Annotated in this window: 21 protein-coding genes; 10 read left to right on the forward strand and 11 right to left on the reverse strand. The window is 68.8% G+C overall.

All coding sequences use genetic code 11. From position 1 onward, the window contains the following. Positions 1-18: 18 nt before the first annotated feature. On the reverse strand, positions 19-801 hold the full coding sequence (locus ACH4TV_RS42555; protein ID WP_398406834.1) for a TIM barrel protein: 783 nt from the start codon (positions 799-801) through the stop codon (positions 19-21). A 181-nt stretch (positions 802-982) separates the two neighbouring features. On the opposite strand from ACH4TV_RS42555, the gene ACH4TV_RS42560 reads away from it, so the two are divergent. After that, on the forward strand, positions 983-2,008 hold the full coding sequence (locus ACH4TV_RS42560; protein WP_398406767.1) for a LacI family DNA-binding transcriptional regulator: 1,026 nt from the start codon (positions 983-985) through the stop codon (positions 2,006-2,008). A 650-nt stretch (positions 2,009-2,658) separates the two neighbouring features. On the opposite strand, the gene ACH4TV_RS42565 is transcribed toward ACH4TV_RS42560, so the two are convergent. Next, a complete protein-coding gene (locus ACH4TV_RS42565) occupies positions 2,659-3,237 on the reverse strand; it encodes a TetR/AcrR family transcriptional regulator (protein WP_398406768.1) in 579 nt (192 codons plus the stop codon). A 235-nt stretch (positions 3,238-3,472) separates the two neighbouring features. Between ACH4TV_RS42565 and ACH4TV_RS42570 the strand changes: the two genes are divergently transcribed. The 6 genes from ACH4TV_RS42570 to ACH4TV_RS42595 all read left to right on the forward strand — a co-directional run bounded on the left by ACH4TV_RS42570 (position 3,473) and on the right by ACH4TV_RS42595 (position 8,921). Continuing rightward, entirely contained in the window at positions 3,473-4,483 is a 1,011-nt protein-coding gene (locus ACH4TV_RS42570) for an alpha/beta fold hydrolase (protein ID WP_398406769.1), read from the forward strand. A gap of 572 nt (positions 4,484-5,055) precedes the next feature. Then, a complete protein-coding gene (locus tag ACH4TV_RS42575) occupies positions 5,056-5,874 on the forward strand; it encodes an oxidoreductase (protein ID WP_398406770.1) in 819 nt (272 codons plus the stop codon). Positions 5,875-5,924: 50 nt separating this feature from the next. Beyond that, positions 5,925-6,776, forward strand: coding sequence for an alpha/beta fold hydrolase (locus tag ACH4TV_RS42580; protein ID WP_398406771.1), 852 nt, complete (start codon positions 5,925-5,927; stop codon positions 6,774-6,776). Positions 6,777-6,895: 119 nt separating this feature from the next. Continuing rightward, positions 6,896-7,468, forward strand: coding sequence for a low temperature requirement protein A (locus tag ACH4TV_RS42585; protein WP_398406772.1), 573 nt, complete (start codon positions 6,896-6,898; stop codon positions 7,466-7,468). Positions 7,469-7,681: 213 nt separating this feature from the next. Then, a complete protein-coding gene (locus tag ACH4TV_RS42590) occupies positions 7,682-7,852 on the forward strand; it encodes a hypothetical protein (RefSeq protein WP_398406773.1) in 171 nt (56 codons plus the stop codon). Between the two features lie 832 nt (positions 7,853-8,684). Then, positions 8,685-8,921 (forward strand): hypothetical protein, encoded by a 237-nt coding sequence (locus ACH4TV_RS42595; RefSeq protein WP_398406774.1) that lies wholly within the window; start codon positions 8,685-8,687, stop codon positions 8,919-8,921. A 346-nt stretch (positions 8,922-9,267) separates the two neighbouring features. On the opposite strand, the gene ACH4TV_RS42600 is transcribed toward ACH4TV_RS42595, so the two are convergent. From ACH4TV_RS42600 to ACH4TV_RS42610, 3 genes are all read right to left on the reverse strand, one after another. After that, positions 9,268-9,768: a lamin tail domain-containing protein gene (locus ACH4TV_RS42600; protein WP_398406775.1), complete on the reverse strand. Its 501-nt coding sequence runs from the start codon at positions 9,766-9,768 to the stop codon at positions 9,268-9,270. Positions 9,769-10,149: 381 nt separating this feature from the next. Continuing rightward, positions 10,150-10,911 carry a beta-glucanase gene (locus tag ACH4TV_RS42605; RefSeq protein WP_398406835.1) on the reverse strand — a complete coding sequence of 254 codons (762 nt, stop codon included), beginning with the start codon at positions 10,909-10,911 and terminating at the stop codon, positions 10,150-10,152. Positions 10,912-11,090: 179 nt separating this feature from the next. Then, positions 11,091-11,240 carry a hypothetical protein gene (locus ACH4TV_RS42610; RefSeq protein WP_398406841.1) on the reverse strand — a complete coding sequence of 50 codons (150 nt, stop codon included), beginning with the start codon at positions 11,238-11,240 and terminating at the stop codon, positions 11,091-11,093. A 374-nt stretch (positions 11,241-11,614) separates the two neighbouring features. Between ACH4TV_RS42610 and ACH4TV_RS42615 the strand changes: the two genes are divergently transcribed. Further along, complete coding sequence (locus ACH4TV_RS42615) at positions 11,615-13,480, forward strand: FAD-dependent oxidoreductase (protein ID WP_398406836.1); 1,866 nt, start codon at positions 11,615-11,617, stop codon at positions 13,478-13,480. A gap of 20 nt (positions 13,481-13,500) precedes the next feature. Here ACH4TV_RS42615 and ACH4TV_RS42620 read toward each other — a convergent pair whose 3' ends face one another. Both ACH4TV_RS42620 and ACH4TV_RS42625 read right to left on the reverse strand, forming a co-directional pair. Continuing rightward, positions 13,501-15,459, reverse strand: a complete 1,959-nt coding sequence (locus tag ACH4TV_RS42620) for an NAD-binding lipoprotein (RefSeq protein ID WP_398406776.1) — start codon at positions 15,457-15,459, stop codon at positions 13,501-13,503. Positions 15,460-16,127: 668 nt separating this feature from the next. Then, entirely contained in the window at positions 16,128-17,420 is a 1,293-nt protein-coding gene (locus ACH4TV_RS42625) for an IS256 family transposase (RefSeq protein WP_398406777.1), read from the reverse strand. Positions 17,421-18,133: 713 nt separating this feature from the next. On the opposite strand from ACH4TV_RS42625, the gene ACH4TV_RS42630 reads away from it, so the two are divergent. Then, complete coding sequence (locus ACH4TV_RS42630) at positions 18,134-19,009, forward strand: helix-turn-helix transcriptional regulator (RefSeq protein ID WP_398406778.1); 876 nt, start codon at positions 18,134-18,136, stop codon at positions 19,007-19,009. A 212-nt stretch (positions 19,010-19,221) separates the two neighbouring features. On the opposite strand, the gene ACH4TV_RS42635 is transcribed toward ACH4TV_RS42630, so the two are convergent. The 4 genes from ACH4TV_RS42635 to ACH4TV_RS42650 form a co-directional block, all read right to left on the reverse strand. Continuing rightward, positions 19,222-19,515, reverse strand: a complete 294-nt coding sequence (locus ACH4TV_RS42635; protein ID WP_398406779.1) for a Dabb family protein — start codon at positions 19,513-19,515, stop codon at positions 19,222-19,224. Positions 19,516-19,913: 398 nt separating this feature from the next. After that, positions 19,914-20,687, reverse strand: coding sequence for an SDR family NAD(P)-dependent oxidoreductase (locus ACH4TV_RS42640; protein ID WP_398406780.1), 774 nt, complete (start codon positions 20,685-20,687; stop codon positions 19,914-19,916). Between the two features lie 336 nt (positions 20,688-21,023). Continuing rightward, positions 21,024-21,587, reverse strand: coding sequence for a TetR/AcrR family transcriptional regulator (locus tag ACH4TV_RS42645; RefSeq protein WP_398406781.1), 564 nt, complete (start codon positions 21,585-21,587; stop codon positions 21,024-21,026). Between the two features lie 155 nt (positions 21,588-21,742). Further along, positions 21,743-22,513, reverse strand: coding sequence for an SDR family NAD(P)-dependent oxidoreductase (locus tag ACH4TV_RS42650; protein ID WP_398406782.1), 771 nt, complete (start codon positions 22,511-22,513; stop codon positions 21,743-21,745). Positions 22,514-22,660: 147 nt separating this feature from the next. Here ACH4TV_RS42650 and ACH4TV_RS42655 point away from each other — a divergent pair, with 147 nt between their 5' ends. Further along, entirely contained in the window at positions 22,661-23,011 is a 351-nt protein-coding gene (locus ACH4TV_RS42655; RefSeq protein WP_398406783.1) for a hypothetical protein, read from the forward strand. Positions 23,012-23,044 lie beyond the last annotated feature (33 nt).

A 23,044-nucleotide genomic window follows, 5' to 3' on the forward strand; every position in this document is an offset into this window, starting at 1 on the left:
TACAGGCTGTGGAGACAGTCAGACGGTGAAGGCGGAGCGGAAGCGCTCCAGAGCGAGCTCGCTGTCGCTGGAGGCCCATGCCTCCATCGCGACCGTGCCCTCGTAGCCGAGGTCCGTCAGGGCGCGGGCGACGGCGGGGTAGTTGATCTCGCCGGTTCCGGGTTCGCGGCGGCCGGGGACGTCGGCCACCTGGATCTCGCCGATCAGGCCCAGGGCATGGGCCCTGCGGACCAGCTCGATCAGATTCCCCTCGCCGATCTGGGCGTGGTAGAGGTCCAGATTCATCCGCAGGCCGGGCCGGTCCACGGCCGCGACCAGGGCCAGGGTGTCGGCGGCCGTCGCGAACGGCACCCCGGGGTGGTCGACGGCGGTGTTGAGGTTCTCCAGGGTGAAGACGACCCCGGCGCTCTCGCCCAGCTCGGCGAGGCGGGTGAGCGTGTGGTGGGCGGCGATCCACATCTCTCCGGTGACCTCACCGGTCACCGGCACCACCGGCAGGCCCTGGCCGTCCAGGCCGGTGCCGTGCAGGTTCAGGCGAGGGCAGCCCAGTTGCTCGGCCGCCTTGAGCGACTCCTCGGCGGTGCGCAGGAGTTCGGCCGCGCCCTCCTCGTCGGTCAGACTGCCGCGGATGTAGCCGGTCATGGAGGAGAAGTCGGCCGGGGTCCGGGCCAGAGCGGCAAGGTCGTGCCGGGTCCAGTCCCAGATCTCGACCTGGAAACCGGCGTCATGGATGCGCCGTGCCCGCTCGTCGATCGGCAGATCCAGGAAGACCATCTCGGCGCAGGCCGCCAGTGTGTACATCGCCACGTACCTCTCTCCGCTACTTTGGGCTAGAACGTTCAAGGAACTAGAACGTTCTAGAACTCCGTGGAGCAGCAGTACGCCAGCTGTTGCCCTCCCCTGTCAAGGCTCCGGTGGCCGTGAAAGCTAGAACGTTCTATAGTCGCCTCCGTAGGAGACGACTCCGACCAGGGAGGACAGGTTGCCGGCGACCCCAGCGGTCCCCAACAAAAAGCGACCGACGCTCGCCGACGTGGCGTCACGGGCAGGGGTGTCCACGGCGCTGGTCTCCATCGTGATGCGCGGCGCGAAGGGGGCCGGCGAGGCCACCCGCGAGCGCGTCCTTCAGGCCGCGCGGGAGATCGGTTACCGACCCGACGCCCGGGCCCGGCTGCTCCGCAGCCACCGCTCCCATCTGCTCGGGGTGCAGTTCGGCCTCCAGCATCCGTTCCACTCCGACCTGGTGGAGGGTATCTACGCGGCGGCCGAACCGGCCGGGTACCAGATCGCGCTGAGTGCCGTGGCCGCCGGGCGCGGCGAGCAGCGCGCCGTCGAGACGCTGCTCGACGACCGCTGCGAGGCGCTGATCCTGCTCGGCCCGCAGGCCCCCGCCGCGCGGCTGGCGGAACTCGCCGGGCAACTGCCGGTCATCTCCGTGGCCCGCCGGCTGCGGCCGTCCGTCCCGGGCCTGGAGGTCGTACGGACCGCCGACGACGAGGGAGCCCGCCAGGCGGTGGACCACCTCGTCGCTCTGGGCCACCGCGACATCGCCCACATCGACGGCGGCCGGGCACCGGGCGCAGCCGACCGGCGCCGCGGCTACCGCACCGCCATGAACCGCCACGGCCTGGGCGAGTACATCCGCATTCTCCCCGGCGGTCTCACTGAGGAGGAAGGCGCCGAGGCCGCCCGAAGCCTGTCGGCCACTCGCCCGCGCCCCACCGCCGTACTGGCCTTCAACGACCGCTGCGCGACCGGCGTACTCGACCTCTTCCTCCGTTCCGGCGTCGCGGTCCCCGGCGACATCTCCGTCGTCGGGTTCGACGACAGCCATCTGGCCCGCCTGGCCCACATCGACCTCACCACCGTCGGACAGGACATCGCACGCCTCGCCGGGCTCGCCGTCGGCCGGGCCGTCGCACGCCTGGAGGGCGCGGAGATCCCCGCCGGGGAACAAGTCATCACCCCCCGTCTCGTCGTCCGGGGAACGTCCGCCCCGCCCCGCTGAAGGCAGATCCCGGGGTGCGAGGCCTGTGTGTTCCACGGCGACGACGCCGGCCACACCGAGAAGTAGCGATTCGACTCGACGTCGTACATGCCGACCGGCCTGATCAGGAACGGCTGCCCCTCGGGCACACGCATCCCGCGGCCACATCAGCTCGGCGAGTGAAGTGCGCCCGCCATGTCGATCACTGGATGGCGGGTGAAGTGCACCCGCCATCCAGTGATCGACATGGCGCCGGACGATATCCCGCGGACAGCTCAACAGCGCAAAACCCAAGTTACGGACAAGCTTTGAAGTTGTCCGTTGTCCGCAACCGAACGTCAATGGCGGCGGTGATCTGCGTGCCTGGGCGGGCAGCGCAGTGCGGGGCCGTGGCCGGTCTCCCGCCCCGGTCACGGCCCCGCTGGTGTGGCGGTTGCTCATCGGCGTTCAGCAGCAGCCGCCTGCGACGGCCGGTTCCTTCGCGTCGACTCCTTCGCCGGCCGTGCCGGTGCAGCAGGTGCTGTCCTGCTGCTTGGCCAGGGAGTCGGCGTCGGCCTTGACGACGTAGAGCTCGCGGCGCGGGGACGGGGGCCGGCATGAGCGCTGCTGACGCGCTGCGGGCGGCGTCGGCAGCGATGGGGGGATTTCGCGTCCCGTTGCGACGTTGCGACTTAGCCGCGTGGTCCTGCGCCGTGCAGAAGGGTGTCGATGACGAGCGTGGCCAGTGCGTCCGGGTCCTGCGCGGCAGGGTCCTGCTCCGCGCCGGGCCTGTTGATGGCTTCGCTGAGGAGGGCGTAGTACACCTGCCGCGTCCACTCCAGGTCTGCGTCCGGGGCGAGTAGCCCCTCGCGCTGCGCCCGGTTCATGAGATCGACGGTGTGGGTGTTGATCTCGCCCCAGAGGGCGGCTGCGGCGGGGGTGTGAGCGTTGGCGTGGCTGAGGGTGAAGCGCCAGGTGTTCTTGACCCGTAGGACGTTCGCCGTCACTCGGTGCAGCGCCACGAGTGCGGGAGCGGCGTCCGGCCGGGCTTCCTTGATGGCGTCGATGAGCTGCTGCTTGGCGGAGACGGCGAGCGCCCCCAGGAGGGCCTGCCGGTTCGCGAAGCGGCGGTGAACGGTGATCCTGGTCAGTCCCGCCGCCTCGGCGACCTGTTCCATGGAGGCGCCGGCGTCCTGGGCGAAGACCTGCTCGGCCGCCTCCAGAATCGCGCGCACACTGCGCTCGGCATCTGCCCGCAGTGCTCGGCCCATGTCTGTCTCCTGTCTGGTTCGCTACCCGGTCCCCTGTAGAGGATACGGGAACGCTACGGGTATCTCATTAATTGATTCTCCGGGGTTGCAACTTTGGCGATAGTTGATACCTTAGTGACACTGTTAAGGGATCGCGCCGCACCGACGGAGCGGGCATCTGCACGACCGTCGCTCACGACCGGTACCCCGTCTCCCCTACCGGAGGAGACATCCGAGCCCGACTCAAGGAATTGGCATGCCCACAACGAAGCTACGCACCCGTGTCTCCCGACGCACCGCAGTGGCGCTGGCCACCATGTCGGTCGTCGCCGCCGTCGCCGGCGTCGCGCCGAGTGTGGCGAGCGCAGTGAGCGACAGCTCCAGCGTCACCCGTCACGCGGTCGTACAGACGCAGAGCCCCCAGAGCGCCACCACCGCCCCCAACCTGCGGGTCAAGGTCGCCAACGGCGTCACCTACCAGTACCGGCGCTTCGGCAACCCCAGCGCCGGCAGCGTGCCCCTGATCTTCCTCCAGCACTACCGCGGCACCCTCGACAACTGGGACCCCAAGCTCATCGACACCATCGCCGCCAAGCGCGAGGTCATCCTCGTGGACAACGTCGGCGTCGGCGGCTCAACCGGCACCACACCCAGCACCATCCAGCAGATGAGCCTGGACGCCATCGACTTCATCGACGCCCTCAAGCTGCCCCGCTACGACGTGTTCGGCTTCTCCCTCGGCGGCCAGGTGGCTCAGGAGGTCGCCCTGCGGCGCCCCTGGCAGGTCCGTCGCGTCGTCCTGGCCGGCACCGGCCCGCAGGGCGGGGTCGACCAGAGGGCGTCCGACCCCAAGGTGCTGGGGAGCGTGTTGGCGGACAACCCCGGCCCTGCCGACCTCCTCTTCCTGTTCTTCAAGAACACCGCATCCAGCCAGGCCGCCGGAACTGAGTTCCTGCAGCGCCTCGGCCAGCGCACCACTGACCACGACGCGCCCGCGAGCCTCCAGACCCGCGACGCGCAGCTCACCGCGATGTCGGAGTGGGGCATCCCGGACAAGTCCAAGCTGGTGCGGCTCAACGCCCTCTTCCAGCCCACGCTGGTCGCAGACGGGGACAGCGACATCCTGATGCCCCCCAAGAACTCCCGCCTGTTGGCCAAGTACCTCCCCAACGCCCAGCTCAGCATCTACCCGAACGCCGGCCACGGGTTCCTCTTCCAGTACGCCGCCAAGTTCGGCGCCGAGGTGAACACCTTCCTCGACCACTGACAAGCCATCAATCCATCACCGCGAGACGGTCACCGGCACCGCACACGGTGACGGCCGATCAACACACCTGCCCCGCCGGAGCCCCGTCCGGCGGGGCAGAGCCACGCAGAGAGTCCCCCGGCGCCCTCGCAGCCCTCCGCGTCACGACTGCGCACCCCAGACCATTCGCTCACATCTGCGCCGCCATCGAAGCCATGGGCCCAATGGGCGACTGAGGCGCCCCCGCGGCCGGCGGCGCGTGCTGGCCGCGAAAGGGTCGGTGCGTCGTCCTGGCCGTCACGGCGACGGCCTGCGTGGCCGCCCGGCCCAACACGTCGTTGCAGCTCAGCCCGCCGTCCGCGGGTCTGCTTCATGGAGCCGGCGGCACCTTGGAACGACCCCTGCCCGGCAGCGTCAGCCCATCCGGTGACCCTCCGTAGAGGATACGTTGACGCTACGGATAACCGATTAATTGATGCTCTATTGTTGCTACTGCATGGAAATCTGATACATTGGTGAAACCGATTGAGGGATGCCGGAAGCGATCCCCTACACGGCAAGACACACGCGATCCCCTGAGTCAGGAGTCCGAAATGGCAACGACGACACGACCGGTAGCCCTCATCACGGGTGCGTCCTCCGGCATCGGAAAGGCAGCCGCCCTCGCGCTGGCCGCGGCGGGCTACGACGTGGTCGGCACCAGCCGCAACACCGTGCACATCACCCCTGTGAAGGGCGTGACCTTCCTCGACCTCGATGTGACCAGCGACGATTCGGTGACCGCTGCGGTCGGCGAGGTGATCGACCGGTTCGGGCGGATCGACGTCCTGGTCAACAACGCGGGTATCGGCTCGGCGGGCGCCGCCGAGGAAAGCTCCGCCGCTCAGGCCCAGGGCCTCTTCGACATCAACGTCTTCGGCGTCATCCGCATGACGAACGCCGTCCTGCCGCACATGCGCGCCCAGCGCAGCGGACGGATCATCAACATCTCGTCCATCGTCGGGTTCATCCCGCAGCCCTACATGGCGGCCTACGCCGCCTCCAAGCACGCCGTCGAAGGCTACTCGGAGTCCGTCGACCACGAGGTACGCGAGTACGGCGTACGGTCCTTGCTCGTCGAACCCGCCTGGACCAACACCGCGATCGAAGCGGCCACCGTGCGGCCCGACCAGCCCCTGGACGTCTACGCCAAGCGGCGGCTCGCCTTCGAGGAGTACATGGCCGGCGCGGTCAAGGACGGCGACGACCCCGCCGTCGTCGCCAAGGAGATCGTCGCGGCGGCCACCGACGCCAAGCCCAAGCTGCGCTACACCGCCGGCGCCATGACCGGACGCGTCCGCACCATGCGCCGCATGGTCCCCTCCCGCATGTTCGACCAGCAGCTGCGCAAGCTCAACCACCTGCCCGCCTGACGACTCCCAGAAGACCTCCACGACACATCGACAGGAAAGCGAACCCCGCCATGAGCACATACATTGCAGACGCGGCCGAGGACCTCACCGTGGAAGGACCCTCCGCGACGTTCACCTACCGGCGCATCGGCCCGCGGGGCGGTGTCCCGCTGGTCCTGCTGAACCGGGTCCGCGGGACCCTCGACTGGTGGGACCCGAAGTTCCTGGACCACCTCGCCGCCGGCCATGACGTGATCGTGTTCGACAACGTCGGCACCGGCTACACCACCGGCACCCCGCGCGACTCGGTCGAGGGGATGGCCGACGGCACCGTCGAGTTCATCAAGGCCCTCCGTCTGCCCCAGGTGGACCTGCTCGGCTGGACCCTGGGCGGCACCGTCGCCCAGCACATCGCCCGCCTTCGGCCCGATCTCGTGCGCAAGCTGGTCGTGGCGGCCGCCAACCCGGGCGGGCAGGTGCCCGGCGCGCCCGACCCGGACCCGAAGGTGCGGGCCACCATGACCAAACCCGAGAACACCGGGGACGACCTGGTGTTCCTGTTCTTCCCCGAGACGGACACCGGCCGCGCCGCCGGGTACGAGCATCTCGCCAGGGTGGCCACACGGCTGGCCACCGGGCTCGCCGACGTGTCCGAGGCGGCGGCCATGGGTCAGATCGCCGCGATCGGGAAGGACGCGTCGATCCCCTTCGAGCAGGTGCGCGCGGACCTGGCAACCATCCGGCAGCCCGTTCTGTACGCCACCGGCATCAAGGACGCGATGATCCCCGCCCTGGCGTCCTACACCGCCGTCCATCACGTCACCGACGCCACCCTCGTCGCCTACAGCGACGCCGGGCACGCCTTCCTCTTCCAACACGCCAAGGACTTCGCCGGCCAGGTGAGCGCCTTCCTCGCCGACTGACCGTTCACACGGACACCGGCCCCCCAGGAGGCACGACAAAGTCGGGACGCCTCCCGCACCGAGGAGAGTCATCGTGCAGGTGACCAGCGACCCGGCGCGCCGGGGTCACGCCGCTGAAGTTGTTCTTCGACCTGGTCTACGTCTTCGCGATCGGCCAGCTCTCGCACCGGCTCCTCGTGCACCCCACCTGGACCGGCGCAGCCCAGGCGCTCGTGCTCTACCTCGCCGTCTACGCGGCGTGGGCGTACACCACCTGGGCGGTCACCCTCGTCCCGGCCGAGAACCCGCGGACCAGGCGGATGCTGCTGGCGGTCATGCTCGCGGGGCTGTTCATGAACGCCGCGATCCCACGAGCCTTCGGCGACGCCGGCTGGGTCTTCGTCGCCGCCTTCCTGCTCATTCACATCGGCCAGACCGTATGGCTGCTGACCGTCGGCCTCGACCAGGTCAATCAGGAGCACTTCATCCGCGTCCTGGTCTGGTTCACGGCGGCCGCACCCCTGTGGCTGATCGGCGCGGCGGTCGACGGAGGTGCGCGGCTGACCTGGTGGGCCGGGGCGATCCTGATCGAGCTGGCCGGCACCTGGGCGGCCCATCCACTGCCCGGCCGCAGACTGGACTCCCGCGAGGTCGCCTTCGCCGACGGCCACCTGCTGGAACGCGGCAGACTCTTCATGATCATCGCGTCGTGAGACGATCATGACCGCTCGATCGGAGGGGTCAGTGCCACACCGCCACATGTACGCGGCCTCTTCGCATTCCGCGCGCTGAGCGGCGCCGAACGGACGCAACGGGGTTGGCTCCGGGGCGTGACGACCATCCGCCGTTCCTCACGCCCCTGACGGCCACGCCCGCGCGAACTCGTCTGCCCGGCCGGGCAGAATGAACCGAACAACGACGGGTTCGTGCGCAGGGTGGTCCGGGAATCTGCGAACCTGCGCGCTTCCGCCTTCGACCTCCTGGCCCACCCTGCGGCAGGCCTCCCCGACCTTCGCCCGCGCCCGTACGTGGGGCACCGCCAGGTCCTCCTGGACGTGCTCGCCAACGTCGGTCCGCCGATCGTGCCGGTGTGGTGACCTCCGAGCTGAGCGAGGCCCTTGTTCTGCCAGCGCCAGCCTTCTACTCGGGATGCGTCTCCTTCTGCTCCTGGCGTTCGAGTTCGGCGTGCTCCGCGTGTCGATCGCCCGTGCCTTGCAGTCATCGCGCAGGTGCGGGTGGCGGTCGCGTGGACGGCCCCAGTCGAGCACGGTGGTGGTCCACCGGTCGTCGGTGAACTTGGCACCGCGGTCGCCGCACACGGGGTGGCGGACCTCGTGTGCGGCCGTTTGCTGCTCGGCACGGCGCTGCCGCCCTGAGACGTTGCGAGCCAGGACCGCCTCCCGGCTGGGGTTGCCGATCGCGTCCAGGAGGCATTGGCGGCCATCACGGCCGCTATTAGAAACGCGAGGAGCCTTACCGACGGCCAGAGCAGCCCCTTCAGCTTCGCGGGCCAGGCCTTCTTGCGCGGGAGCAACCGGTGTAGGTCAATCGGCATGGCGAAATTCCACCCAGGCGCACAAGGGGGTTGTATGAGTGGTGAGGTGATCGCTTTCTTGGCTGCGGTCGTCGGTGTGGCGGGAACCTTGCTGTCACCAGTGCTCTCTCAGCGGCTTGTATACGGGGGCAGAGGCAGCAGTTCGAGCAGCAGCAACAAGTAGCCAACGCACAATGGTTGCGAGAGCAAGCCCTCACCGAACTCGCCTTGAAACGCTCTTGCTATGTGACTGCCAACACTGCGTACAGGCGATACACCGGATCCAACTCATGAGGTTCCTGTGGCACGTCCACCGAGGAGACGTCACCGAGGTTGCCCATGAAGAACTGGAAGCAGCGCGTCACGCTCACCACGCGGCCTACGCTGAAGCCCAGATGGTCGCGTCACTCGCGGTACTCACAGAACTGGACAGCGTCGGCGACGAACTCTCCGAGGGGTACCGCAAGACCAAATGCCTCCAGGAAGACCATCCCGTCCCCGGGGGCTCCTTCGAGGAAATCCAAGTGGATCTCAACCTGCTCTGGGAGCGGTACCGGCGGATGCGGAGTGTGATGCGTAGAGATCTGCAGATCAACGATCCTCCGCTGACCTCGCCCGCTGATCCCAGTTGACGCTGTCGGCTCCAGCAGCGAACAACTACCGGACGGCCCGCCCGGCTGGCGTGGTCCGGCCCACCCGACCCTGCAGACTGGACTCGATCAAACGCTCAGCGACCGAGCTCTAGAGGGCGGTACGTTAATTTATGTCCGTATTGCCTTGTCGGCTGGGATAAGCGGGCCGGTCGGAGGGCCACCAGGCTGGCACGCGGTCGGGTCGGCCACAGGGCCGGCCCGTGTCGGCCCATGGAGCGTCGCACATCACGCCGGCGGCGCGCCGGGCCGTTGCGGGCCTGACGCGCCGCCGTCTCACGTGCGCGGGGTCGGGTGGCATGGTCAGCCGCCCATGTGGTGTGCGGTATTAGCGGCGGGCGTCACCGTGGCGGTGGCCGCGGTCACGGTCGCGGCCCCAGGACTCGTCGTCGATGAAGCGGCCGCGGTCGTTGCGCAGAGGGGCCTTGTCGCGGTCGTTGTTCCACACGTAGTGGCGGCGGTCCTGGTAGAGGTCGGTGCGGGTGTCGCGGCCCTCACCGGTGTGGATACGCACCGTGGCACGGCCCGCGAGACGGTAGTGGTCGAACGTGTAGGTGTGCCCGGAGGCGTCCTCAAGGGTCCAGCCGTCGAGGTTGACCGTGTGACGGGTGGTGTTGGTGACCTCCACCCACTCCTTGTTCAGCGACCTGTTGGAGCGGTCGTCGCGCCCCGGGGAGTCGTACTGGACCGCCGAGATCTCCACCTTCGGGCGCTGCGGGCGGGCATGGTCGGCCGCGGACGCCGGCAGCACCGCCACCGACACCAGAGCACCGGCAGCAAGCGCGGCAGCGTCCAGACGACGGGCGGTGACAGAAGCAGAAGCGGACAAGAAGTACCCCTGAGAGTACAGGCACCCCTCCCCCGTAAACGGCCTTCCGGCCGCCGTGGGAGTCGGTGCGGTGTGCGGGTGGCGGCCGGACTGGCCGCACACCCACACTCTGTCCACCCCGTGCAGGAATTGGGCAGAAAACATGGAGTGTGTTACCAGTTGCCCATATTCCTGTGACTCTCACCTGTCTCATCCACGTATGCGAATGACGCCCCATGTTGACGACCCGACACGATCCCGCACCCGTACAGGAGTTGGTTCAGTGCTCGCAGCCACCACACCGCGCCACCCCGGAACCGCGCGGGCCGTCACCCGAAAGTGAGTAACAGCCCCCCGCGTTCGCCGCTCCTGGCCTACGGAATATCTCCGTCACCCACAGGCTCACGGTCCGTCGCTGTCGGCCGCCGCCTCGGACTCGTCGGGCGGTACCTCCATAAGCGCGGCTGGCCGCCGCACCACGAGGTGCTGGACCTCGTACGACATCTCCTTGACGTGGGGAGCCGGTGGCGGGTGATAACGGCCCGCGGACACCGACAGGTTGACGATGAGGTAGGCGTGCCAGGCACGCCCCACGCCCTGACGGTCGGCGAACACCCGGCTGCTGTTCACCCACCAGATCACGGACCTCGGGCCGAACTCAACGCGAAGGTCGACCCACGCGCCCGGGCCGATAGCAGGGTCGCGGTAGTAGAGGTGGCCGCCGCGAACGTGGTTGGTCAGCTCCAGGAGGTCGGGGTTGTCGGGGTGGTACTCGAAAACGTCGATCTCCTGGTCGCCGTCCCGCCAGGTCCAGATCGCCGGCCAGGCCCCGGCCTCGTACGGCAATCTGACCCGCGCCTCGAGCACATCCCCCGCACGGACGGTGAAACCCTCCTCGCTCCCCTCTGTGGTGAGCAAGCCCGTGTCCCACCGGCCGTCCTTGCGGAGGCTGGCACGGAAGGTGCCCGAGCGGCTGTACGCGGGGTCCGCCGTCAGGTGATCTAGTTTGTTGTCGCCGGGGTTGACCGGTCCGCCGTTCGGATATGCCCACGAACGCCCTGCCACCCATTGACGGGTAGACGCGAAGTCCGCCGTAAAGACGACCTCAGGTCCAGACAAAATCCCCTCCGCCGACGGTGTCCCATCGCATGCAGGATTCTCCATGCGCAGATGCTGCTCCGTATACGACTTCGGCATGCACATGCCGGTGAACCCACGGCAAGGACCACTCGGACGAGCGAATCTGCATTGCCAAAGCTCTGTCGCAGACACCGCCCGCGCCCACGAACCGATGCTCGATGAGGTCGGCGACCTCGTCCCGGTGCGGTCGTAGAATTTCGCCGTCACCTCGCCCGCTGCCAGTTCGGGCACCCGGTGATGGCGCCGCCCAAGAAGATCGAGACAGCATCGCCGTCGTAGCGCGCTGGGGCCTCTACGTAGCGCAGCGTCCGGGGCGGTAGCAGCGGAAAGGCGGCGACGGCGATCGCGTCCATCAGCGGAGCAGAACGGGCCGGGAGCGTACTTGCGGGCGTTGGTGACCAGCTCGCTGACCACCAGCTGGGTGAGGTCCCTGGGCCCCGCCGGACGGGAGAAGCCTGGGGCACATGGCCAGGGGGAACACCGGCGGTGCATCCAGTGCGCTCGGCTGCTCGGAACGAAGACCGCCCGTACGAAACTCAGTTCGTCAGCACGGGACGGCGCGCGACGCACGTCCGGGTGGTACTTTCCCGCGCGGGTGCATTCTGGCCGTTCGGGTCCGGGCGGGCGGCAAGAGTTGGGTCATGATCATGGATCCCGCCAACTCCGAAACCCCTGAAGCTCCCGGTACCCCGGCGGGCCCGCACCTGCGCCCTCCCGTCGTACCGTCATCGCCGGCGCGGCCGCCGTCGCCGGAGCCGGCGGGCTGACGGTCGCCGCCACCTCCGCCGGGACCGCGCAGGCCGCCCCCGCCACCGCGGTCACCGACTGGGGCGCCTGCCTGACGATCGCCCGGGCCATCCTCCTACGGGACGACGAGGACCAGCCGCTCGTCCCGCGCTACGCCGACATCCTCCTGAACAACGGTCTGCCCCGCTCGCGCCGCCGCGGCAAGAAGGTACTGATCGTCGGCGCCGGGCCGGCCGGCCTCACCGCCGCACACCTCCTGCGCGAGGCCGGCCACCAGGTCACCGTCATCGAGGCCAACGCCAACCGGGTGGGCGGCCGGATCAAGACCTTCCGCACCGGCGGCCACGAGAACGCCGCACAGCCCTTCGCCGACCCGAAGCAGTACGCCGAGGCCGGCGCGATGCGCATCCCCGACAGCCACCCCCTGGTCACCGGACTGATGGACAGCCTCGGCCTCAAGCGCCGACGCTTCCACCTGGTCGACGTGGACGGGGCCGGCCGCCCCGCCTACCGGACGTGGATCTACGTCAACGGCATCCGCGTCCGCCGCGCCGACTACGCGCGCGCACCGCAGACGCTCAATCGTTCCTTCGGAGTGCCGCAGGCGTACGAGTCCGTCACCGCCTCGCAGATCGTCCGTGACGCCTTCGCCCCCGTACGCAAGGAGATCGAGGACAAGAAGGACAAGGAACTCGTCGAGGGCTGGGCACGCGTCATCCAGCGCTACGGCCACATGTCGATGTACCGCTTCCTGACGGAGGAGGCCAGGCTCGACGAGCGGACCATCGACCTGATCGGAACCGTCGAGAACCTCACCTCCCGCCTGCACCTCGCCTTCGTACACAGCTTCATCGGCGCCTCCCTGATCAGCCCCGACACCGCCTTCTACGAACTGCCCGACGGCACCGCCACCCTGGCCGACGCCATGTACGCCCGCGTGAAGGACCTCGTGCGGCTCGACCGCCGTGCCACCCGCATCACCCACGGCGAGGGCAAGGTCAGCGTCGAGACCGTCTCCGAGGGCCGCAGCGGCCACCCCGTACGGCGCGAGACCTTCACCGCCGACACCGCCATCATCACCGTCCCCTTCTCCGGACTGCGCCACATCCCCATCACCCCGGCGCTCTCCTACGGCAAACGGCGCGCGGTCACCGAACTCCACTACGACGCCGCCACCAAGGTGCTGCTCGAATTCAGCCGCCGCTGGTGGGAGTTCGACGAGGCCGACTGGAAGCGCGAGCTCGAGGCCGTACAGCCCGGCCTGTACCGGAAGTACCAGACCGGGCAGACGCCCACGAACGGAACCCTGCTGGGCGCCCACCCCTCCGTCCCCGAGGGCCACATCTCCGCAGGCCAGCGCTCCCACTACGCCGCCAGCCGCGTGGTCACCCGCGACCAGCCCGAGGCGGCCGGCGTCATCGGCGGCGGCTCGGCCACCGACAACCCCAACCGTTTCATGTTCCAGCCTTCCTACCCCGTCGAAGGCAGCGCCGGCGGCGTCATCCTCGCCTCCTACAGCTGGTCGGACGACGCCCTGAAGTGGGACTCCCTGGACGACGAGGAGCGCTACCCGCGTGCCCTCGCCGGGGTCCAGGAGGTGTTCGGGCAACGCATCGAGGTGTTCTACACCGGCGTCGGCCGCACCCAGTCCTGGATGCGCGACCCGTACGCCTACGGTGAGGCGTCCGTACTGCTGCCCGGCCAGCACACCGAGCTCTTCGCCCACGTCCGAAAGGCCGAGGGCAACCTGCACTTCGCCGGCTGCCACACCTCCATCAAGCCCGCGTGGATCGAGGGAGCCCTGGAATCCGCGGTGCGGACCGCCATGGAAGTGCACACGGCGTAGAGGCCGCCCCGGCGGCGCCGTCAGCTCTCGGCGAGCACGATCAGCCAGTCCTCCTCCAAGAACCGGACCCGCTGCCGTTTGTCGGGGTTGATCCGCACCCCGTAGTCGGGGCCCGTGGCGCTCCGCGCGCGCAGCCGGTAGCCGACCGCGCATTCCCTGCGACGGCGTGCCGACTCGACGGCGGTGGCGAACGAGACCTCATGGCCGGCCCGGACGTAGTCCGCGGCCGGCTTGAGGTGGAACTCGTGGCCCTCGGCCTTGAACAACTCCTCAAAGACCTCGGCGAGATACGGGCTCTGTGAGATCTGGGTCATCAGAAGGCTGATCAGCCTGCCGCTCACGATGAATTCGGCGCCGTCCCGGGCGGGCGCGAGGAGCCGGTTGCCGTCGTCGGACAGTTCGGTGGTGAGCGCGAGTTCCCGTTGCGCGGCCTCCGCGACGGCCCGCAGATGCAGCAGGGTTACCAGTGTCCTGTCGTCCGCCCGCGCCTCCGGATCCGGCACCGGAGCGAGGGAGGCGACGGGCGTGTCCGAGGCCGAGCCGCAGGCCGGGGCCGCGAGTTCCGTCTCACCGATCACGATCACGCTGTCGTACGAGGGCACGTCCAGCTTGGCCAGGGTGCGCGGGTCGGTGATGTCCCCGTCGTGGAAGGAGACTTCGAGGTGGGACCGCTCGGCCGTGAGGGCTCGGGCGCCGCGCGTGGCCGCGTACTCGCCGAGCGCCACGACGTCCAGGGTGGTTCCCGGGCTCACGTACTGGTCGAGCTGCTCGATGACGAGCGGGGCGCGGCGGTTCCAGCCGAGCAGGAGGAGGCGTTCGGCCTGGGCGGTCCTGGGCCCGGCCGTCACGATCGCGTCCTCCTCGACATGGGAGGTCACGTCCGCCCGCACGGCCGTGTCGTCGTCCTGGGAGATGACGATGATCCGGTCAGCCGGGCCGATCGCCGCCCCCGGATCCGGATTGAGGGTGACACTCCCGTCGGTGTGCAGCAGGCCGACCGCAGAGGACGTGGCGAACGACATCAGCGCCTCGCCGAACGTACGCCCCACCAGGCCCCCGGCGGCGACCGCATAGAACTCGTCGCCCTCGAAGTCCAGCAACTCCGAGTAGACGAGCGAGAGGCCGGGCTGCCGGGCCGTCGAGACGAGGAGCCGGGCGACGATGTCGTCGACGCACAGGACGTGTCCCGTGGGCCCGGCGGCCAGCCTGGCGGTCATGTGGTTGCGGGAGTCACGGACGGCGGCGACCACCACCGCTTCCCCTTCACCGGACCCTGGGACGGCCGCGTCGAGGGCCAGCAGCGTCTTCACCACATGGGCGTCACCGGTGTCCCCGGTGGGAGGCAGCACAAGCACTGCCGTCGCGGTGCGCGGACTCACCCGGCACAGCTCGGTGGGGTCGGTGGTGCTCCCGTTGCGGCAGATGATCCGCGTCCTGCCACTGTCGCCGACGCGGGTGGAGATCTCGTCCTCCATCCACACCTTGTCCTGCGGAGCGAGCACGGCGACGGCGGAGCGGCGCTGGTTCGCGTTGGCGGCCACCAGCTCCCTGATCACGGGAAAGACCTGGTCCGACCACCCCAGGACGACGGTGTGCCGCGTCTCCAGCACGGTGGAGTGGCCCAGGCGCAGCGACATGATGCGCCGGTTGATGCCCGTGGTGATCAGACTGACCAGGGTCGACACGAAGAGCAGCGCCACCAGCGCGAGTGATACGGAAGCCAGCACGTAGAGCGGGGAGCCGACCGCACCCCCGATCTTCAGCGTCTGGCCGACGCTGACCCACACGGCGGTGAGCCGGCCGGAGAGCGTTGCCGGAGCAGCCCGGTCGGACCAGACAAGGACCATGCTCGCCGGAACGACAACGGCGAGGCAGGCCAGGGCCAGCCAGCCGATGAGCGCGGTCGTTCCCCCCGAGACCAGATGGTCAAAGCGGTACCGGAGACGGAGCCGAAGTGACGTCGTGTGCTGCTGCGCCACACAAACTCCCGTACATGAGTCGACGCGCCGATCGGAGCGGCTGCCCGCCACCCCAGAAATCACCCTAGGCAGACCTCTACTCCCGCCGACCTTGAACCCGACCGACCTCACTCAGAGGTATGAACGCACCATGGAAACCAGACCGGGCGGGGCATCGAGCGACGTCAGTGATCAGGTGCAGCGCCCTGCGGGGAAAGGACCGCGTGCCGGGTTCGAGGGCATCCGGGAGGTATCGCCGTCCTCGAAAGCGGGCAGGCCAGCGACGCTGGAATCCTGGACCAGGCGCGCGAGTTCGCCGTCGGTACATACCGATCCGACCTCGCCCCACGACCACGACCGTGCAGACCACAGGCCGCAGGGATGTGCCTGGCGGCGACGCATCAAGCGGCGGCGCCACTCCGATCTCCGCCTGGCTGCCCCGTAGAGCGTCACACCAAACGCCGGTGGCGCGCCGGGCCGTTGTGGGCCGGGCGCGCCGTTGTCTCATGTGCGGGGGTGGGTGGCATGCTCAGCCGCCCGCGTGGTGGGGGGGTGTCAGCGGCGGGCGTCACTGTGGCGGTGGTCGCGGTCACGGTCGCGGCCCCAGGACTCGTCGTCGATGAAGCGGCCGCGGTCGTTGCGCAGGGTGGGGGTCTGTCAAACGAGCGGTGTAACTGGGGTTGTTGGAGTTACTGACGGGCTGCCGAGAGGCGGCCGTCGAAGGTGATGTCGAAGGCGTTGAGTGCGGTCTTCCAGCGCATGGTCCAGCGGGCTTGTCCCTTGCCGGTGGGGTCCAGGGACATGATGGCCATGTAGACGCACTTCAACGCGGACTGCTCGTTGGGGAAGTGTCCGCGGGCCTTGACTGCCCGCCGGATCCTGGCGTTGACGGACTCGATCGCGTTCGTCGTGCAGACGATGCGGCGGATCTCGGTGTCGACGCGGAGAAACGGCGTGAACTCCTCCCACGCGTTCTCCCAGAGCCGCACGATCGCCGGGTATTTCCTGCCCCAGGCGTCGGCGAACTCGGCGAACCGATCGAGTGCGGCCTCTTCGGTCGCCGCGGTGTAGACAGGCTTCAGAACGCGGGCGATCTTGTCCCAGTCCTGGCGGGCGGCATAGCGGAAGGAGTTCCGCAGCAGGTGGACCACGCAGGTCTGGACCGTGGTGCGGGGCCAGACGGCCTCTACCGCGTCGGGCAGGCCCTTGAGTCCGTCGCAGACCAGCATGAGGACGTCGTTGACACCGCGGTTCTTGATCTCGGTGAGGATGTGCATCCAGTGCTTGGCGCCCTCGCCGCCGTCGCCGGCCCACAGCCCGAGGATGTCCCGTCGGCTCTCGACAGTGACCGCCAGGGCCACGTAAATGGGCCTGTTGGCAACCGCGCCGTCACGGATCTTCACGTGGATGGCGTCAATGAAGATCACGGGATAGACGGCGTCGAGGGGCCGGTTCTGCCATTCGGCCATCCCGTCGAGAACCTTGTCGGTGATCGTTGAGATCGTCTGCCGGGACACCTCGGCTCCATAGACTTCGGCCAGGTGGGCCTGGACCTCCCCGGTCGTCAGGCCCTTCGCCGCGAGCGAGATGACCATCTCGTCCACGCCGGACAGACGCTTCTGCCGCTTCTTGACGATCCTCGGCTCAAAGCTGCCTTCCCGGTCGCGAGGCACGGCTATCTCGACAGGGCCGACATCGGTCAACACGGTCTTGGCGCGGGTGCCGTAACGCGAGTTGCCGCCGTTCTTCCCGGCCGGATCGTGCTTGTCATAGCCGAGATGGTCGGTGATCTCACCCTCGAGAGCGGACTCCAGGAGCCGCTTGGTCAGCTGCTGGAGCAGCCCGCCCTCGCCGGTCAGCTGAAGGCCCTCGGCCTGAGCCCGGCCGACCAGCTCGTCAATCAGCCGGTCGTCCACAGACTTCGCCGACGCCGCCTCAGATGGCCCGACGGGCTCGGCCTCGGTCATGTTGTCGCTGGTCATCGATGCATCTTCCATGATCGGGAGTTACACCGAACGTTTTACAGTTCCGATCACTTGCTGAGCAGCACGAGCTGTCAGAATGTGAGGTACTTGGGCACTCCGACTTGGGACGTTAGGTGGTTGAACACGGCCCGACAGTCCTGCGGTGCCGGTACTTGAGCAGCGGATCATGCTGCCTGTCTGCAGGAACTGCGCACTCCGCTCGCGAGCCTGCGGCCTCCGCGAGTGAGCCGAGCGGCGGCCGAGGGGCTCTGGCCCTTGCTCTTGCCCAAGGTGATGACACGGTTCTGGGCAATCTGCGCTGTGGGCACACCCTGGCGGTCGCCGCGTACGTTCACATGGTCGGCCACGCAAGTGATCGGCGCACCCCGAAGCGAATGCCGGGCCCCCGACTGGGGAGCTCTCGTGGCCGGGCAGGGAACAGCCGACGAGGCAGCCATCACCTCGGTAGAGGATGTCGACTTCGTATGGGAAGCGGTGGCCGGGAGCTGACTACGTTCCGCCAGCCAGACCGAGCCAGACGCACGTCGCAGGGCATGAGGACCGGTGTGCGGACGGTGTGTTGCACTCGCCGCTATGGTGCGGCCCGGCCGGGATCCTGGGAGTGGGACAATCCCCAAGGGATCGCCTCCGGCCCTGCTGTGGAAGACCCTGCGGTGAGGGGTACTGACAGGGACCCCCACTGAGCGCCTCGTTTTCCTACGCTGGGCTCCATGGACAACCGGGCCGAAGTCAGCGCATTCCTCACGTCCCGCCGCGCCAAGATCACACCGGAGCAGGCGGGCATGCCGGTGTACGGGCAGCGGCGGGTGCCCGGGCTGCGCCGCGGTGAGGTCGCGATGCTCGCCGGGATGAGCGTCGAGTACTACACGCGCCTGGAGCGCGGCAACCTCACCGGGGTCTCCGACAGCGTCCTGGACGCCCTCGCCCAGGCGCTGCGGCTGGACGACACCGAGCGGGATCACCTCCACGCCCTGGCCCGGGCGGCCAGCACCAGTGCGGCCCGGGTCCGGCGCCGCCCGAAGAAGGCCACCGTGCGGCCCAGCGTGCTGCGCATCGTCGAGGCCCTGCACGACCAGCCGGCGTACGTGCGCAACAACCGCATGGACATCCTGGCGGCCAATCCGCTCGCCCGCACTCTGTTCAGCGAGGTGTTCGAGGCGGAACCGGTCAACACCTGCCGGTTCGTCTTCCTCGACCCCCGCGCCACCCGGCTGTTCCCCGACTGGGAACGCGTGGCCCGCGACGGGGTCGGGGTGCTGCGGGTCGAGGTCGCCAAGAACCCCTACGACCGGGAGCTGTCGAACCTGATCGGTGAGCTGTCCACCCGCAGTGACGCCTTCCGCACCATGTGGGGCGCGCACGACGTGCACGTCTTCACCGAGGGAACCAAGCGGTTCCACCACCCGGCGGTGGGCGAGATGGAGCTGGTGCACGAAAGCCTGGACCTGCCCGGTGAACAGGGGCTGTCCATCACCGTGTACAGCGCCGACCCCGGCACCCTGGCCGCGGACGCCCTGAAGCTGCTGGCCAGCTGGGCAGCGAGCCAGGGTGCCGGGGTCGCCTCTGAGGCCGACACCGAGCACTGATCCCGGTCGGCACCTGCGGGACTCCCCTCCTCGGCACCGCCCTCAGGCCGTTCGGTCCGCTGCATCTCACGCCGGTCGCAGCCGGCGTCACGTCAGCTCCGGCTATTGAGCGAGAGTTCAAGACAGGAGGCGCAACGGGTGTAAAAGCCCCGCACCGTGCGGGTGCGGGGCGGGAAGGCGCGGCCGTACCCTTCGAGAGTTCGGCGGACGGCTCAGAATTCGTAGTCGGCGATGATCCACGTGGCGATCTCGCGCCACAGCGCCACGCCCGCCTGGTGGTCCGGGTGCTCGAAGTACGTGTGCAGCGCGTCCACGTCGTCGAACGCGAAGTTGGCCGCGAAGTCGTAGGCGATGGGGCGGTCGGTGAAGTTCCAGCCGAGCTCGCAGGTGCGGATCTCCTTGATGCTGCCGTCGAGCGCGCGGAGGGCGTCCACACCCTTCATGACCCGCGGGTCATCGCGCTCGACGCCCTCGTTGAGCTTGAAGAGGATCAGGTGGCGGATCATATGAGCTCCAGGAGGGGCGTAAGGGGTGGGGGGCTACTCAGCCTGGTCAGCGAGCCAGGTGAAGAAGTTACCGACGGACTGAGCCGGGTTCGAGATGTCCTCGAACCCTGTCTGGACGTAGCCGGTGGCGTTTCCCGGGTCCGTGACATCACGTACAGCACGAAGACCACGAGCTGGACGCGTTGGAGGCTGAGGGCCGCGCCGTCTTTGCGGCCCACCTGGTCGACGCGAGCGCGGGCGGCCTGGCGACGGCGACCGCAGGCTGCGCGGACTTCGAGCGCAACTACTTGTACCCGACCGCGCCTGCGCCGGCACCCTCGTCGACTGGGCCAAGACCTGTCTCAACCTCACGGTCAAAACCGCGAGCAGGCCCAAGAGCTCGCAGGGCTTCGTGGTCGCTACTCGCGGAGCATCGCGCCGCCGTTGACCGACCAGACCTGCCCGTTGATCCACTCGCCGTCGTCGGACAGGAGGAACGCCACGATGCCGGCCAGGTCTTCCGGCTTGCCGAAGCGGGGGCTGGGAAGCGTCATGCGGGTGAATTCCAGCGCCTCCGGGCTCAGAGCCATCGTCTGCGCGGATTCGGTCAGGACGACTCCGGGAGACACGCAGTTGCAGCGGATGCCCTGCTTGCCCCAGCGGGAGGCGATGTGACGGGTGAGTGCGTTGATCCCCGCCTTGCTCGTCTGGTACGCCGCACGCGCATGGTCGCCCACGTGCGCCGCGAGGGAGGAGGTGTTGACGATGGCACCACCGCCCTGCTCCAGCAGGAGGGGAAGGACTGCGCGGCTGGTGAGCGCGAAGCCGATCAGGTTCACTTCCAGCGTGCGCCGCCATACGGCCGGGTCCATGTCGAGCAGATCGCCGTCACGGCCCAAGGTCTCCGCCGAGACGTCGGCGGCGACGTTGTAGAGGCCGTCGACTCCGCCGAGCTGGGAGACGGCGGTGTCGACGAGTGCCTGTACCGAACGCTCATCGGCGAGATCGAACTCGACGGCGAAAGCCGTTGCGCCCGTACTGGTGATGCGCTTGGCGGTGGCCTCGGCCGCGTCGATGTTGACGTCACCGACCACGACCGCCGCGCCCTCGGCCGCGAGCCGCTCGGCGGTGGCCGCGCCGATCCCGGACGCCCCTCCGGCGATGACGATGCGCTTTGTGTTGAGTCCCTGCATTGCACTACTCCTTGTCTGTTCCGGCGCCGCAGCGATCGTCTGCTGGTAACGCCTCGTGGGGGATGTGCGGGTCTGATGTCGACCTGTGATCTCAAACTAGGGGCGGGTTTCCGCGCTCTCAGCCCCCTGCGGGCGGAACCTGGCGGGGCCGATTGGTCCTGCGGTACTAAAGGGCCGCCTGCTCGCTCGCACTGCAGCGTGCTCGGGGTGCATTCCCGGAGGCGTGACGTCGCCGTCTGCAACACCCGCCACAGCTCGGGGAGGTAGCGCCCGGTCACCGGCAGCCACGATGGCCGATCGCAAGAGCGAGGAGCGGCCGTCACGCTCCTGGGCGGGTCACTGCGTTTCGCGTGAGAAGGCCGCGACGATGGTGCGGGCCAGCTCGTCACCGACCGCGGCGCTGCCGAGGCGCTGCTCGTCGAGCTGGTCGAGAGCGGCGACGACGAGCCCGCCGTAGGCCGCGACCAGCCACTCGGGCGACAGGTCGCCGCGCAGCTCGCCGGCCTGCTGACGGTCGGCGACGTACTTCCTGAACTCGACCGTGTTGGTCAGGTTCTGCCGTCTGTCGCTGGAGGCGATCAGGAACCGGTAGCGGTCACCGAAGGCCATGATGTCGCCACTCAGTCGCAGCAGTACGTCGAGGGCGGGGCCGCTCTCGCGCAGGCGCCGCGCCATCAACTCGTCCACCTCGGCGACCACATGGGCGTGGATCGCCTCGACAAGTTGCTCGCGGGTGGCGAACCACCGGTACATCGTGGCCCGCCCGATGCCGGAGGCGGAGGCGATCTCCGCCATGCTCGCGCCGGGATTCTCGGCGAGTGCCGTAGCCGCCGCCGACAGCACGTAGCGCCGCGCCTGCGCGCGAGGTCCGGGCATGTCGTCGATGTGAGGCGAGGGCATAGACATCAATCCTACGGTGACGGAGCGAGCCGGAGCAGCCGACCTGGGATCGCGAACGAACGTGGCATGTCGTTGATCGGACTGACTGGTCCCCGCGAGGACGCGGCCGGCGTGGCTGAGGAAGCCGACCTCGCTGGGGGGCACACCGTGCGCTCTCACTCGCGGAGCAGTCCGCCGCCGTTGACCGACCAGACCTGCCCGTTGATCCACTCGCCGTCGTCGGACAGGAGGAACGCCACGATGCCGGCCAGGTCCTCCGGCTTGCCGAAGCGGGTGCTGGGCATGGCATGCTTCGCCATGGCCATGGTCTCGGCGTTCTGGGCCGTCTTCTGCGCGGATTCAGTCACGACGAGTCCGGGTGACACACAGTTGCAGCGGATGCCCTGCTTGCCCCAGCGGGAGGCGATGTGGCGGGTGAGTGCGTTGATCCCCGCCTTGCTCTGGTACGCCGCACGTATGTGGTCGCCGGCATGCGCGGACGCGGAGGAGGTGTTGACGATGGCGCCGCTGCCTTGTTCGAGCAGCAGGGGAAGGACCGCGCGGCTGGTGAGCGCATAGCCGATCAGGTTCACTTCGAGGGTGCGCCGCCATACGGCCAGGTCCGTGGCAAGCAGGTCGCCGTCGCGCCCCAGCGTGTCCATGGACAGGTCGGCGGCGACGTTGTAGAGGCCGTCGACTCCGCCGAGTTGGGAGACGGCGGTGTCGACGAGTGCCTGTACCGAACGCTCATCGGCGAGGTCGAACTCGACGGCGAGAGCCGTTGCGCCGGTATCGGTGAGGCGTTTGGCGGTGGCCTCGGCCGCGTCGATGTTGACGTCACCGACCACGACCGCCGCGCCCTCGGCCGCGAGCCGCTCGGCGGTGGCCGCGCCGATCCCGGACGCCCCTCCGGCGACGACGATGCGCTTTCCGTTGAGACCTCTCATGACACAGCTCCTGTCCTGGATGATGCGACATCCCCGTCTCTGAATGAGACGTTACTATCTCAACATGAGACGGACAAGTATCACTGCAGGGTCACGCCCTGTGCTCGCCGACCGCGTTCCGAGGGCGAGAGAGCCGTTGGTCCCGACGTGGACGGGCAAGGTGAGAAGCTCCGCCGGGCGCTGGACACCGCGTCGGCCGACACCGGGCGGCCGCACCCCGAGCTAGTGGGCGCGGCGGCTCTGGTGGGCGCCGGATCGGGGCTCCCTGCGAGCACGGCCGAATACAGCGCCGCCCCAGCCCTCACCGGCGTCGACAACGACGAAGAGGCCGAGGCTCTCGCGCCTGCCCGGCATGCCTGCGGCCGGGTACGAGGACCGTCCCGGCTCAAGAGGCACGGCCGACGCGACGACAACGCGACCACCGCCAACGTCGACACGCCCCAGCAGCAAGAACCGACAATAGGGACATCAACGAAGAAACTTCCCTGGAGGAAGTGACGGAAAACGGCTGCCCCGGCCGTCTCGCCAGCC

The organism is Streptomyces sp. NPDC020898 (genome assembly GCF_044333925.1).
Classification (GTDB): domain Bacteria; phylum Actinomycetota; class Actinomycetes; order Streptomycetales; family Streptomycetaceae; genus Streptomyces.

Excerpts from the sequence above, each read along its gene's own strand:
- ACH4TV_RS42555 (WP_398406834.1), bottom strand. The coding sequence starts at position 801 with ATGTACACACTGGCGGCCTGCGCCGAGATGGTCTTCCTGGATCTGCCG.
- ACH4TV_RS42635 (WP_398406779.1), bottom strand. The coding sequence starts at position 19,515 with ATGATCCGCCACCTGATCCTCTTCAAGCTCAACGAGGGCGTCGAGCGC.
- ACH4TV_RS42595 (WP_398406774.1), top strand. The coding sequence starts at position 8,685 with ATGGTCGCGTCACTCGCGGTACTCACAGAACTGGACAGCGTCGGCGAC.
- ACH4TV_RS42625 (WP_398406777.1), bottom strand. The coding sequence starts at position 17,420 with ATGACCAGCGACAACATGACCGAGGCCGAGCCCGTCGGGCCATCTGAG.
- ACH4TV_RS42610 (WP_398406841.1), bottom strand. The coding sequence starts at position 11,240 with ATGGACGCGATCGCCGTCGCCGCCTTTCCGCTGCTACCGCCCCGGACG.
- ACH4TV_RS42640 (WP_398406780.1), bottom strand. The coding sequence starts at position 20,687 with ATGCAGGGACTCAACACAAAGCGCATCGTCATCGCCGGAGGGGCGTCC.
- ACH4TV_RS42630 (WP_398406778.1), top strand. The coding sequence starts at position 18,134 with ATGGACAACCGGGCCGAAGTCAGCGCATTCCTCACGTCCCGCCGCGCC.
- ACH4TV_RS42575 (WP_398406770.1), top strand. The coding sequence starts at position 5,056 with ATGGCAACGACGACACGACCGGTAGCCCTCATCACGGGTGCGTCCTCC.
- ACH4TV_RS42650 (WP_398406782.1), bottom strand. The coding sequence starts at position 22,513 with ATGAGAGGTCTCAACGGAAAGCGCATCGTCGTCGCCGGAGGGGCGTCC.
- ACH4TV_RS42580 (WP_398406771.1), top strand. The coding sequence starts at position 5,925 with ATGAGCACATACATTGCAGACGCGGCCGAGGACCTCACCGTGGAAGGA.
- ACH4TV_RS42605 (WP_398406835.1), bottom strand. The coding sequence starts at position 10,911 with ATGGAGAATCCTGCATGCGATGGGACACCGTCGGCGGAGGGGATTTTG.
- ACH4TV_RS42645 (WP_398406781.1), bottom strand. The coding sequence starts at position 21,587 with ATGCCCTCGCCTCACATCGACGACATGCCCGGACCTCGCGCGCAGGCG.
- ACH4TV_RS42565 (WP_398406768.1), bottom strand. The coding sequence starts at position 3,237 with ATGGGCCGAGCACTGCGGGCAGATGCCGAGCGCAGTGTGCGCGCGATT.
- ACH4TV_RS42570 (WP_398406769.1), top strand. The coding sequence starts at position 3,473 with ATGCCCACAACGAAGCTACGCACCCGTGTCTCCCGACGCACCGCAGTG.